The following is a 12,566-nucleotide window of genomic DNA, read 5'->3' as shown; positions in this document are numbered from 1 at the left end:
AAGACAGCCAATAACCCCTCTTACCCCCAAGGAGCCACCGATGACAGTCGTGCACGCCGAGGAACAAAAGGTTAGCCAAACACTGGATTTAAGCCAGTACGGCATCCAAAACGTGAAAGAAGTCCTTCGTAATCCGAGCTACGAAGTCCTTTTTGCTGAAGAAACCAAGCCTGAACTGGAAGGCTATGAAAAAGGCGTAGTGACTGAACTGGGCGCTGTTGCAGTCGATACCGGTATCTTCACCGGCCGCTCCCCGAAGGACAAATACATTGTTAAAGATGACACCACCCGCGACACCCTGTGGTGGTCAGATCAAGGCAATAACGATAACAAACCGATGACCCAGGAAGTCTGGCAGGATCTGAAAACACTGGTTGCCAACCAATTGTCAGGCAAACGTTTGTTTGTCGTCGATGGTTACTGTGGTGCCAACCCGGACACCCGCCTGTGCATTCGTGTGATCACCGAAGTTGCCTGGCAGGCCCACTTCGTGAAAAACATGTTTATCCGCCCGAGTGAAGCAGAGCTGGCGACCTTCAAGCCTGACTTCGTTGTAATGAACGGCGCGAAGTGCACCAATGACCAATGGCAACAGCACGGCATGAACTCGGAAAACTTCACCGTGTTCAACCTGACTGAGCGTGTACAGCTGATCGGCGGCACTTGGTACGGCGGCGAGATGAAGAAAGGTATGTTCTCCATGATGAACTACTTCCTGCCGCTTCAGGGCATCGCCTCCATGCACTGCTCTGCCAACCAGGGAGAGAACGGAGATGTTGCTGTCTTCTTCGGATTATCCGGAACCGGGAAAACCACTCTGTCGACTGATCCGAAACGTAAGCTGATCGGGGATGACGAACACGGCTGGGACGACAACGGCGTGTTCAACTTCGAAGGGGGCTGCTACGCCAAAACCATCAAGCTGTCCAGAGAGGCAGAGCCGGATATCTTCAACGCCATCCGTCGCGACGCCCTTCTGGAAAACGTGACGGTCCGCCCGGACGGCACGATTGACTTTGATGACGGCTCCAAAACTGAAAACACCCGCGTCTCCTACCCGCTGTACCACATCGAGAACATCGTGAAGCCCGTCTCCCGCGGCGGTCATGCTAACAAAGTGATCTTCCTCTCTGCTGATGCTTTCGGTGTTCTGCCACCGGTGTCCAAACTGACACCTGAGCAGACCAAATATCACTTCCTGTCCGGCTTCACAGCCAAACTGGCCGGTACAGAGCGTGGTATTACCGAACCAACACCAACCTTCTCTGCCTGCTTCGGTAATGCCTTCCTGAGCCTGCACCCGACGCAGTACGCGGAAGTGCTGGTCAAGCGCATGGAAGCAGCTGGCGCAGAAGCTTATCTGGTCAACACGGGCTGGAACGGCACCGGGAAACGTATTTCTATCCAGGATACCCGCGCCATCATTGACGCAATTCTGGACGGTTCCATTGAAGCTGCCGACACCAAGCAGGTACCAATTTTCAACCTGACCGTGCCGACAGCCCTGCCGGGCGTCAACCCGGACATTCTGGATCCGCGCGATACTTATGCCAACGCGGCCGAGTGGGAAGTAAAAGCCCACGATCTGGCACAGCGTTTCATCAACAACTTCGAGAAGTACACCGACAACGAACAGGGTGCTGCCCTGGTTGCTGCCGGCCCTCAGCTCGACTGATAAACCATCAAACTGAACAAGCCCTGCACAGCAGGGCTTTTTTGTCTCTGAAGCAATCACACACTCAGCTGAACTTCTTCATGAAAAGCTAAATAACCAGCAAAAACCAGCCGCATTCCTTGCCAAGATGTCGCATTTCCGTCACTCTTTTGATACCGACCTTACCATGCAGTTTTCTCAGGAATTTCATCACCGCCCGATTGCCCGGCAGCGGCCTAAACGTGGTTGGGCGGCTGATATGGAGTTCGGCATGCGTTTTATCGCAAAAATTCTGGCTAGCCTGATCATTCTGCTGCTGATGACAGTGAGCATTGCAATCATACTGCTGCATACCCGTCACAGCGCTTTTCTGGTCAATACTCTGATCCATCATCTGAGTGACACGAATTTCCGGGTCACAGATGTGCAGTATTCCCTGCAAGACAACCCCCGTCACCTGCGACTGATCCAGCCCCGCTGGCAACAACAGGGTCATTCAGAACAAACGGCCGAACGAATTGACCTCTGGTTGTCCCCGAAAACACTGTTCAGCAAAGGCTGGCATTTTGACAGCCTGCTAATCCAGGGACTCACCGTGGATAACCTCCCGGATTTGCAGCTGGAAAGCGGCACCATCAACACGCAGCGTCTGGCCCTGACGAACCTGAACCTGAACCTGCCCGAACTCCGTCTGGAAAATGCCCGGCTGCAGTTAGATAACTGGCGTAACAGTCAGTCACCCTGGGGAGACTTCAGCGGCGATTTTCAACTGACCGCAGACCAGATGCTCTGGCAGCAGCAGACTCTGGACAAGTTGCTGCTCGATGGCGAGCACTCTCCAAAAGGCTGGACTTTCTACGGTCTGTCTTTCCACTGGCAGAACGCAGATTTCAACGGCCAGGCTGAATTCGACACCGACACACACCACCTGATTGTCCACCAGCTGACGGCCAGCGGACTGCAGGTTGACGAACATTTTCCGCTTGAGCCCCTGATGAGTCTGGCCACAGAAGCCCGCCAGACGGCTCTCAGCGTTGAAATACGCCGGCTGGATATCCTCGACGGCAGTCTGGAGCACAATCATTACAGCATCAATCACGCCAGTCTGGCGCTGGAGAACTGGCAGTGGCCGGGAGAAGTCTGGCAACAAAAAGATGCCCGGCTGTCACTGGGGGCTGAAACCCTGCGCTGGCACGATCTGCTGCTGGAAAATCCGTTAACCGAGTTACACCTCACGCCGGGACAAATCAGCCTCAAGGGGTTCTCGGCACGTTTACTGGAAGGTTACCTGCGAACCGAGGCGACACTGACACCGGATGCCCTGCTGCTGCACCAGCTGGAACTGAAAGGGATTCGCTGGATCATGCCAGAGGCTATTCAGGCCTGGCTCATGGGGCATGCGGAACCGCAGAATCCGCTGCAACAGCAGGTCGATACTTGGTGGCATCAGCTGAATGAACTGACCGTCGATCAGTTGTCCGTCGGCTACAGCCAGATCACTGGAACATATGCACCGCTGCCCTTTCAGTTCAGCGATATCAACCTGGAGGGGACGGGTATGGTGCTCTTGCATGAAGGGCAGCCCGGTCTCTGGCAGGGCGAGTTTGCGGCAGGTGCCGGTTTTACTAATATCCGCCAGATCACAATCCGGGACCCCTTGCTGACCATGAGCAGTCAGGCTGGCCACTGGCAACTGACCCGACTGACACTGCCGATTGAAGCGGGTTTGCTGGAGGGTAAAGGTGAGATACAGCTCGGCGAAGCTGGCTGGCCGTGGCAGCTCAAGCTCTCCGGTGACAGTCTGCCGCCGCAGATGCTCAGCCAATGGCTGGGCCTGCCGCTCCCGCTGCACGGCGCCATGGATATTCAGACACAAGCCAGCGGTCTGGGACAGTTCCAGCGCGGATTGGCCTACAGCCTCCATGGTCAGCTGGAAGCCAAATTCCGTCAGCTGTCGCTGACCCAGCAAGAAAGCACTTTGATGGCGCGCTGGCAAGCCGGTGATAAACCGGCAGGCTTTCAGCCCGGTACAGACAACACCGAACCGCTGATGCCCGTAACCCTGAGTCCGCTGATGATACAAGCCGATCGCGGCCGGATCAGTCTCCAGCCCCTGGCATTGCAGGGACCGCAGCTGCATGCTGAATTGCAGGGCGCTTGGGATCTGGCTGCACCGGCAGACAGTGCCGTTGAATTACAGGCCAGCGATGGCTGTCAGCAGCTCACCAAACGCTGGCACAGTCATCAGCAGGAGACCCGCGTTTCGTCATCCTGTGAGCGGAAAAGCATATAGGTCCCGGTAAAAGTCGCTGCCAGAGTTTCATCGCTGAACACCTGGACTTCGACCACCATACGGCCTTTGCGGCCGTTGGCGATACGGTCCAGATCGCCGGTCAGGGTTTCGACTCCGGTCACCGCCCGCGGTCTGGATTTTACCGGGGCTGAATAGCGGATCCGGCTGTCGACCAACATGATGTCGGCCTTGAGCTGACGTTCTCTCAGCAGCATCCAGAGAAAACCCCAGCCTGCCAGTGTCGCCATGGTAAAGATACTGCCGGCGAACATGGTCGCCCTCGGGTTGAGATTGGCATTCAGCAGAGCACTGACCTCGAAACGATACCCGGTGTACTGGCTGATCTTCACGCCCATCTTGTCACTGATCGGGATCTGTGACTGCCAGACATCCTGCAGCTCCTGACACCAGTCCGGATGGCGTACCACCTCGGTCAGCGGGTCGAGATATTTCAGCATCTGCTGATGACGGACCGGCCCACGCTCTTCGCTCAGCTCTCCCTGATTGGCAAAGCCGTTCATCTGATAAAAGCGAATCGCTTCCTCACGGGCATTACAGACCAGACGTTTGGCACCTTCCTGCCGGGCCAGTGACTCCAGTGCCATCAACAGTAATCCCCCCATCCCTTTATTACGGTAATTAGGGTGGACGGCCATATAGCGGATCTGGCCGTCGTTCTCCGGGGTCATATACAACCGGCCAATCGCCACCGGCTGGCCGTCATCATCTACAATCATACGATGGAAGCTGAGGGCGTCATATGCATCGCGCTCTGAGCCGACAGGCATGTGCCAGGGCTGTCGCAGCATCTGCCAGCGAAAATCGAAATAGCGATCAAGTTCCGCGTCAGATTGCGGGGTGATCAGTCGAAACATTCCATCTTTCTCCAGTCATTCAAATCCATTTGCGCGGTACACCCGATGTGGTTCTGAGTGCATCGCGGCTGACTCACAAACCGAGCGCATTTGTGCAGGCTAGCACTGTAACCAGAAAGTGACAGGACCATCATTCAGAAGTGCGACCTTCATATCGGCCGCAAAACGCCCGGTTTCGGTGCGGATCTCTTTCTCCTGGCAGGCCTGAACAAAATATTCATATAAGCGCTCTGCATCTGCCGGATTCGCCCCGGCTGAGAAACTCGGACGCATCCCGCTGTTGGTATCCGCCGCAAGGGTAAACTGCGACACCACCAGCACGCTGCCGCCGGCCTGTTGCACATTCAGGTTCATTTTGCCGGCTTCATCTTCAAACACCCGATAGCCCAGTACCTTATCACGCAGACGACGGGCCTTGGCTTCATCATCCCCTTTTTCGACACCGAGTAATACCAGCAGCCCCTGACCAATAGCCCCGGTCACCATCCCATCGACCGTCACACTGGCTTCGCTGACCCGTTGTATAAGCGCAATCATTCTGTTTCCCCTACAGCTTTCAAAGTTCAGAGGAGGAATTGTCGGTTTTGTCCGGCCCTTTGTCTACTGACGTCAAATGAGGCGCACTTTTCTCCTCCCCCCCCTGCGGCAATGGTGTTGCGTGCCCCCGCTTCATCCAGTGCTGCTCTTCGCAGAGGCTGGCGGTAATTTCGGCGCCCAGCAACACAATGCACCAGCACAGGTACACCCAAACGAACAGAATCGGCACCACGGCCAGTGCGCCATAGATCACCTGATAGGACGGAAAATTGGTGATATAAAGGGCAAAGCCCTTTTTACTCAGCTCGAACAAGGCACTCGCGATCAGAGCACCAATCAGGGCATTGCGCAATCGGACTTTGGTGTTAGGCACCAGCAGATAAAGTCCCAGAAACGCCAGCGTTGACATCAACACCGGCAGTCCGCGCAGCAGCTGTCGCAACAGCCCGCTGGCGGTTTCACTCCCCATGATATTCAAAGAGCCCAGATATGAGCTGATTGCCAGACTGGAACCGACCAGAATCGGGCCCAGCGTCAGGACCATCCAGTAAATCGAAAACGAAATCACCATGCGGCGGTGCTGGCGAACCCGAAAGATGAAGTTCAGCGACTTATCGATGGCAGAGATCAGCAAAATGGCGACTACAAAAAGGGCGCCGATCCCCACCGCCGTCATCTTCCCGGCGTTGGCTACAAACTGGTTCAAATAGTTGCGCACCACATCCCCGGCAGTGGGGACGAAATTTTCAAACACAAAGCCCTGTAATTGCTCGCCCAGCGGAGCAAACACGGGAAAGCTCGACAGTGCCGACAGCACCACAGTGATCAGTGGCACCAGTGACAACAAGGTCACATAGGCCATGGATCCGGCAATGACCGTCAGGCGATCGTGGCCGATACGGCGGTGCAAATACTGCACAAAATGCCACAGGACTGTGAGCGTCTGGCGCAAACCCGGGCGTCGCATGATTTTTTTATCTGGCATATTGATTGAATCTTTGCTTTCATTCGTTCATTGAATCAAACAACCCTTTTCTAAATCAGCATCTTGCGTCGAAAAATAGCCGGAGGCACCAATGCCGCCGTCAGGTTGTTTGGGTATATCAACAACATAGTGCGTCCGGGAAAGAATCACAACTAACCCTGTCGCCAGTCAGGAGCCCCCCAATGCGATATGCTTTTGTTCTGCTGCTGAGTCTGACCCTGTTGTCCGGCTGTCAGAGCGCCTATTATTCAGCCATGGAATCCGTGGGTGTACATAAACGCGACATCATGGTCGACCGGGTGGAAGACGCCACCGAAGCACAACAGGATGCTCAGGAGCAGTTTACTTCAGCTCTGGAAGCTTTGCAGTCACTCACCAACTTCAATGGCGGAGAACTGGAAGCCACTTATGAACGCGTGAACGCTCAGTACGAAGCCAGCGCCGATGCAGCTGACAAAGTCAGTGACCGGATTGCTGCAATCGAAGATGTCGCCGATGCCCTGTTTGAAGAGTGGCAGGAAGAGCTGAGCCTGTATTCCAGCGCGACCCTGCGCCGTGACAGCGAGAAAAAACTGAAAGCAACCCGGACGTCCTACCAGAAAATGCTGGCAGCCATGCATCGGGCGGAAGCAAAAATGAAGCCGGTCCTCAATACACTGCGTGACAACAGCCTGTACCTGAAACATAACCTGAACGCAGCGGCCATCGGCTCCCTGCAGGGCGAATTCCGTTCACTGGAACGGGATATTCAGCGCGCCATCAACGATATGCGAACAGCAATCAGTGAGTCGGAACGCTTTGTCGCCCAGTTGAATCACAACAGTTAATCCCGGTCACAACCGATAAAAAAATCCCCCGCCGGACAGACCGGACGGGGGATTTTTTTCATGTGCGCCATATTCACTGGCGCACCACATCAAATCTTACTTCGCACCGCGGCTTGCACGCTTACGATCAGTTTCCGTCAGCAGTTTCTTACGGATACGGATGCTTTCAGGCGTCACTTCCACCAGCTCATCGTCATCGATGAATTCCAGTGCCTGTTCCAGGGTGTACTTAATTGGCGTAGTCAGCACCTGCGCATCATCGGTACCGGATGCACGGACGTTCGTCAGCTGCTTGCCTTTCAGGGCGTTCACCGTCAGGTCATTGTCACGGCTGTGAATACCGATCACCATCCCTTCGTAAACTTCCACACCGTGACCGATGAACAGACGACCACGCTCCTGCAGGTTGAACAGGGCATTCGTCAGTGCTTTACCCGCGGCGTTTGCAATCAGCACGCCGTTGATACGCTGACCAATCTCGCCGCCTTTGTGCGGACCGTAATGATCGAACGTATGGTAAATCAGGCCAGAACCAGAAGTCAGCGTCATGAACTCAGTCTGGAAACCGATCAGACCACGTGACGGCATGACGAAGTCCATACGAACACGGCCTTTACCATCCGGTGCCATGTCTTTCAGCTCACCTTTACGCAGGCCGATTTTCTCCATGATACCGCCCTGATGCTCTTCCATCACATCAATGGTCACGGTCTCAAACGGTTCCATCAGCTGGCCGTTTTCTTCTTTGATGATAACTTCAGGACGAGATACCGCCAGCTCGAAGCCTTCACGACGCATGTTTTCGATCAGAATCGACAGGTGCAGTTCACCACGACCTGATACGCGGAATTTGTCCGGATCTTCAGTTTCTTCGACACGCAGAGCAACGTTATGGACCAGCTCTTTCTGCAGACGCTCCAGAATGTTACGAGAGGTCACGAACTTACCTTCTTTACCGGCAAACGGAGAGGTGTTCACCTGGAAGGTCATGGTCACAGTTGGCTCATCGACACTCAGGGCCGGCAGCGCTTCAACAGCGTTGACGTCACAGATGGTGTCAGAGATTTTCAGCTCACCCAGACCGGTGATCGCGATGATGTCACCGGCAGTCGCACGCTCGATGTCGTGACGCTCCAGACCCAGGTAACCCATGACAGTACCGACTTTACCGTTACGGGTTTTGCCGTCTGCACCAATAATGGTCACTTGCTGGTTTGGTTTCACAGAACCACGGGTCACACGGGCTACACCGATGACGCCGACGTAAGAGCTGTAGTCCAGCTGAGAGATTTGCATCTGCAGTGGGCCGTCTACGTCAACTGATGGCGGAGCTACGTTGTCAACGATTGCCTGGAACAGCGGTTCCATGTTTTCGCCAGTCTCGCCTTCTTCACGAGAAGCCCAGCCGTTCAGCGCTGACGCATAAACCACCTGGAAGTCCAGCTGTTCGTCGGTCGCACCCAGGTTGTCAAACAGATCAAAGACCTGATCCATCACCCAGTCAGGACGCGCACCCGGACGGTCAATTTTGTTAATCACCACGATTGGCTTCAGACCGTGTGCAAACGCTTTCTGCGTTACGAAACGGGTCTGTGGCATCGGGCCATCCACGGCATCAACGATCAGCAGTACGGAATCCACCATCGACATAATACGCTCTACTTCGCCACCGAAGTCGGCGTGTCCCGGGGTGTCCACGATATTGATGCGGTAATCATTCCAGTTGATGGCGGTGTTCTTCGCCAGAATGGTAATGCCACGCTCTTTTTCGATATCGTTGGAGTCCATCACGCGTTCTTCAACGCCGCCACGGGAGTCCAAAGTACCTGATTGCTGCAGCAGTTTATCTACCAGGGTAGTTTTACCGTGGTCTACGTGCGCAATGATTGCGATATTACGTAATTTATCGATCTGTGGATTAGACATGGATTTGGCATTCACTCAGATGTTGCGACCACCTGTTTCACGAGGCAGCCACTGATTAAAAAAACGGCTCATAATCTACCAGATTTTACGTCAAAACCCAGCAATTATGTGATTTATATCATCGCAGCCGAACCGGCCCGACATCACAATGAGGATTAAACGTAAAAATATCATTAAAAACAGCAAATTAAACTAATTGCATGATAATCTTCTTTTCTCTGGCTATTTATAGAGAATGCAATCAGTAGTGTTGGTGATTGACAATTAACCAATGTGAACTAAATATAGCCTGACTCTTGGATCGGCTTGCATGTCAGGCCAGCCAAGTCGGAAAGTGACCCAATGCACCATTATGGTGCACACTTTCACCATATCAGTGCATGGAAGCCCAAGTTTTTCTGTACTGAGCGCCATAACAGGGCGTATTGATGGCAATTTTGGGGCTTTAAAAAGTTGGCATGGATTTCGCAAAGTTCTTGGTATCGGAGCACATGACTGTTCCCTTCCAAATATTTTTTTGCGGCCAGTTGCCCAAATCTAACACCGGAGGTTACTTAAGATGTCAGTAGAAAACGTACTCGCGTTGATCCAGGAAAACGAAGTTAAATTTGTTGACCTACGCTTTACCGATACCAAAGGTAAAGAGCAACACATCTCTATCCCCGCTCATCAGATCGACGCTGACTTCTTTGAAGACGGTAAAATGTTTGATGGTTCTTCGGTCGCTGGCTGGAAGGGCATCAACGAATCTGACATGGTGATGATGCCGGACGCATCAACCGCGGTACTGGATCCATTCACCGAAGATGCCACACTGAACATCCGCTGTGACATCCTGGAGCCTGCAACCATGCAAGGCTACGACCGTGACCCGCGTTCTATCGCGAAACGTGCTGAAGAATATATGCGCAGCACTGGCATCGCAGATACAGTACTAGTGGGCCCGGAGCCGGAATTTTTCCTGTTTGACGATGTGAAATTCGCGACCGACATGTCCGGTTCTTTCTTCAAGATCGACGACATCGAAGCGGCATGGAACACAGGTTCGACCGTTGAAGGCGGTAACAAAGGTCACCGTCCTGGCGTGAAAGGCGGTTACTTCCCGGTTGCACCGGTTGACTCATCTCAGGACATCCGTTCTGCCATGTGTCTGATCATGGAAGAAATGGGCCTGGTTGTTGAAGCGCACCACCACGAAGTTGCGACTGCTGGTCAGAACGAAATCGCAACCCGTTTCAACACCCTGACTTCAAAAGCAGACGAAATTCAGATCTACAAATATGTCGTGCACAACGTCGCGCACGCGTTTGGCAAAACTGCGACCTTCATGCCGAAGCCACTGGTTGGTGACAACGGTTCAGGTATGCACGTTCACCAGTCTCTGGCGAAAGACGGCCAGAACCTGTTTGCAGGCGACAAGTACGGCGGTCTGTCTGAAACTGCACTGTACTACATCGGCGGTATCATCAAGCATGCGCGTGCCATCAACGCCTTTGCAAACCCGTCAACCAACTCTTACAAGCGTCTGGTTCCCGGATTCGAAGCTCCGGTTATGTTGGCTTACTCAGCTCGTAACCGTTCTGCGTCCATCCGTATCCCAGTGGTTCCAAGCCCGAAAGCACGTCGTATCGAAGCGCGCTTCCCGGATCCGGCAGCAAACCCATACCTGGCATTTGCATGTCTGCTGATGGCTGGTCTTGACGGCATCAAGAACAAGATCCACCCAGGCGAAGCGATGGATAAAGACCTGTACGACCTGCCTGCAGAAGAAGCAGCAGAGATTCCAAAAGTTGCAGAGTCACTGGAAATCGCACTGAAAGCGCTGGATGAGGACCGTGAGTTCCTGACTGCCGGTGGCGTATTCTCTGACGATTTCATCGATTCTTACATCGCGCTGAAATCCAAAGATGTTGAGCGCATTAACATGGCGACGCACCCGCTGGAATTCGACCTGTACTACTCTGTATAAATCAGAGCAGCAACTTCAAATGCTGACCAAGGCCTGCAATTGCAGGCCTTTTTTCTGTCTGTTCATCGGCCCCGGTGCGCCCTGATGGTGCATTTCTGCGACCTTCATCCGTTGTTGCCCGGAACTGGCGCAACCTGTCCGAGCCCTCCCGCCAGACCATCTTCCTTGCATCCGGACTGCTGTCAAAAGACGGCAAGCTTATTGCATTATCTATTCGAGTCACCATCTCCCGTGCGCTGCGCAGTGCTGGCTAAACCAGTTCAGAGGCGTCGGCCCGGAAAACAACCGGGCTCACCGACATTGTGCTGCACAAGCGCGGAGAGACGAGCTACACTGTAATGCACCAAAACAGTGCAATGCACCGATCCGGTTTGCGCCAGCATGGGCAGCACGGATCACCAACACAAGGATGAAACTGTGACTGCCGCTTTTACACCATTGATCCTGAACAATCTGGTCACTGCGGTGATTCTGCTCGATGAGCCTTTGAAGATCCGCTATGTCAATCCGGCTGCTGAACAGCTGATGTCCTGCAGCCAGCGACGCCTGCTGGGCAGCCGGTTTCCGGACCTGCTCCAGCACAGTTCGCTGGACTTAAGCCTGATCCAGGCCACGGTTCAGAGCGGCCAGGGGCTAACCGATGGTGAAGTCACCCTGGTGATCGACGGTCGTCACCACACACTGGAAATTAACGCCACCCCGGTCAGCTGGCAGAGAGAAGTGCTGATCCTGCTTGAACTCAAGCCGGTTGACCAGCAACGGCGGATCAGTCAGGAAATCAGTCAGCATGCTCAGCAGCAGGCGGCCAAGGAGCTGGTTCGCGGGCTGGCGCACGAGATCAAAAACCCGCTCGGCGGGTTGCGCGGCGCGGCACAGCTGCTGGAGAAGACCCTGCCCGATCCCAGTTACACCGAGTACACCCAGATGATTATTGAGCAGGCCGATCGGTTGCGGAACCTGGTCGACCGGTTGTTGGGTCCGCAAAAGCCGGGCGTACGCACGGTCGGCAATATCCATGTGGTGCTGGAGAAAGTCCGCCAGCTGGTGTCGCTGGACCACCGAGCGCAACAGTTGCAGATCCAGCGCGACTACGACCCCAGCCTGCCGGATTTCAGTATGGATCCGGAGCAGCTGGAGCAGGCGATTCTCAACATCGTCAGCAACGCGGCGCAGGCGCTGAGCCAGCAACCGGGCGAAGGCATCATCATCCTGCATACCCGGACGGCCCATCAGGCGATGATCCACGGCCAGCGCCACCGGATTGCGGCCAAAATTGACATCATTGATAACGGTCCCGGCATTCCGGCAGATATTCAGGACACCTTGTTTTATCCAATGGTCACCGGGCGCGAAGGCGGGAACGGGCTGGGGCTGTCCATCGCCCAGAATCTGATAGACCAGCATCACGGCAAGATTGAAGTCTCAAGCTGGCCCGGACAGACCAAATTTTCCATTTATTTACCAATACAAACGACAGAATAACAAAGCAGCCGGGCGCAG

Annotated in this window: 9 protein-coding genes; 5 read left to right on the top strand and 4 right to left on the bottom strand. The window is 54.2% G+C overall.

Features of this window, described 5'->3' with window-relative positions:
* Window positions 1-40: 40 nt before the first annotated feature.
* The gene (gene pckA / locus SPK40_RS19855; RefSeq protein ID WP_330961651.1) at window positions 41-1,675 is read left to right on the top strand and encodes a phosphoenolpyruvate carboxykinase (ATP); all 1,635 of its coding nucleotides are present in this window, start codon (window positions 41-43) and stop codon (window positions 1,673-1,675) included.
* 166 nt (window positions 1,676-1,841) lie between these two features.
* Window positions 1,842-3,947 (top strand): AsmA family protein, encoded by a 2,106-nt coding sequence (locus tag SPK40_RS19850; protein WP_330961650.1) that lies wholly within the window; start codon window positions 1,842-1,844, stop codon window positions 3,945-3,947.
* On the opposite strand, the gene SPK40_RS19845 is transcribed toward SPK40_RS19850, so the two are convergent.
* From SPK40_RS19845 to SPK40_RS19835, 3 genes are all read right to left on the bottom strand, one after another.
* Window positions 3,899-4,822: a bifunctional GNAT family N-acetyltransferase/hotdog fold thioesterase gene (locus tag SPK40_RS19845; RefSeq protein ID WP_330961649.1), complete on the bottom strand. Its 924-nt coding sequence runs from the start codon at window positions 4,820-4,822 to the stop codon at window positions 3,899-3,901. The two genes, SPK40_RS19850 and SPK40_RS19845, sit on opposite strands and share 49 nt — an antisense overlap.
* 99 nt (window positions 4,823-4,921) lie before the next feature.
* Entirely contained in the window at window positions 4,922-5,359 is a 438-nt protein-coding gene (gene dtd / locus SPK40_RS19840; RefSeq protein WP_248144670.1) for a D-aminoacyl-tRNA deacylase, read from the bottom strand.
* Between the two features lie 19 nt (window positions 5,360-5,378).
* The gene (locus SPK40_RS19835) at window positions 5,379-6,326 is read right to left on the bottom strand and encodes a virulence factor BrkB family protein (protein WP_248144700.1); all 948 of its coding nucleotides are present in this window, start codon (window positions 6,324-6,326) and stop codon (window positions 5,379-5,381) included.
* Between the two features lie 200 nt (window positions 6,327-6,526).
* Here SPK40_RS19835 and SPK40_RS19830 point away from each other — a divergent pair, with 200 nt between their 5' ends.
* Window positions 6,527-7,171, top strand: a complete 645-nt coding sequence (locus tag SPK40_RS19830; RefSeq protein ID WP_330961648.1) for a DUF2959 domain-containing protein — start codon at window positions 6,527-6,529, stop codon at window positions 7,169-7,171.
* Window positions 7,172-7,267: 96 nt separating this feature from the next.
* Here the strand turns inward: SPK40_RS19830 and typA are convergent, their stop codons facing one another.
* Entirely contained in the window at window positions 7,268-9,097 is a 1,830-nt protein-coding gene (gene typA / locus SPK40_RS19825; RefSeq protein ID WP_248144668.1) for a translational GTPase TypA, read from the bottom strand.
* Between the two features lie 559 nt (window positions 9,098-9,656).
* Here typA and glnA point away from each other — a divergent pair.
* A complete protein-coding gene (gene glnA, locus SPK40_RS19820; RefSeq protein WP_248144667.1) occupies window positions 9,657-11,066 on the top strand; it encodes a glutamate--ammonia ligase in 1,410 nt (469 codons plus the stop codon).
* Between the two features lie 417 nt (window positions 11,067-11,483).
* Window positions 11,484-12,548 (top strand): nitrogen regulation protein NR(II), encoded by a 1,065-nt coding sequence (gene glnL / locus SPK40_RS19815; RefSeq protein ID WP_330961647.1) that lies wholly within the window; start codon window positions 11,484-11,486, stop codon window positions 12,546-12,548.
* The last annotated feature ends 18 nt before the right edge of the window (window positions 12,549-12,566 follow it).

The sequence above is a fragment of the Photobacterium sp. 53610 genome (assembly GCF_036409375.1).
Classification (GTDB): domain Bacteria; phylum Pseudomonadota; class Gammaproteobacteria; order Enterobacterales; family Vibrionaceae; genus Photobacterium.
The sequence above is the reverse complement of the archived record's forward strand: the minus strand, read 5'-3'. Positions and strand labels throughout refer to the sequence as shown.

Excerpts from the sequence above, each read along its gene's own strand:
- SPK40_RS19835 (WP_248144700.1), bottom strand. The coding sequence starts at position 6,326 with ATGCGACGCCCGGGTTTGCGCCAGACGCTCACAGTCCTGTGGCATTTT.
- glnA (WP_248144667.1), top strand. The coding sequence starts at position 9,657 with ATGTCAGTAGAAAACGTACTCGCGTTGATCCAGGAAAACGAAGTTAAA.
- SPK40_RS19850 (WP_330961650.1), top strand. The coding sequence starts at position 1,842 with ATGCAGTTTTCTCAGGAATTTCATCACCGCCCGATTGCCCGGCAGCGG.
- typA (WP_248144668.1), bottom strand. The coding sequence starts at position 9,097 with ATGTCTAATCCACAGATCGATAAATTACGTAATATCGCAATCATTGCG.
- SPK40_RS19830 (WP_330961648.1), top strand. The coding sequence starts at position 6,527 with ATGCGATATGCTTTTGTTCTGCTGCTGAGTCTGACCCTGTTGTCCGGC.
- SPK40_RS19845 (WP_330961649.1), bottom strand. The coding sequence starts at position 4,822 with ATGTTTCGACTGATCACCCCGCAATCTGACGCGGAACTTGATCGCTAT.
- dtd (WP_248144670.1), bottom strand. The coding sequence starts at position 5,359 with ATGATTGCGCTTATACAACGGGTCAGCGAAGCCAGTGTGACGGTCGAT.
- pckA (WP_330961651.1), top strand. The coding sequence starts at position 41 with ATGACAGTCGTGCACGCCGAGGAACAAAAGGTTAGCCAAACACTGGAT.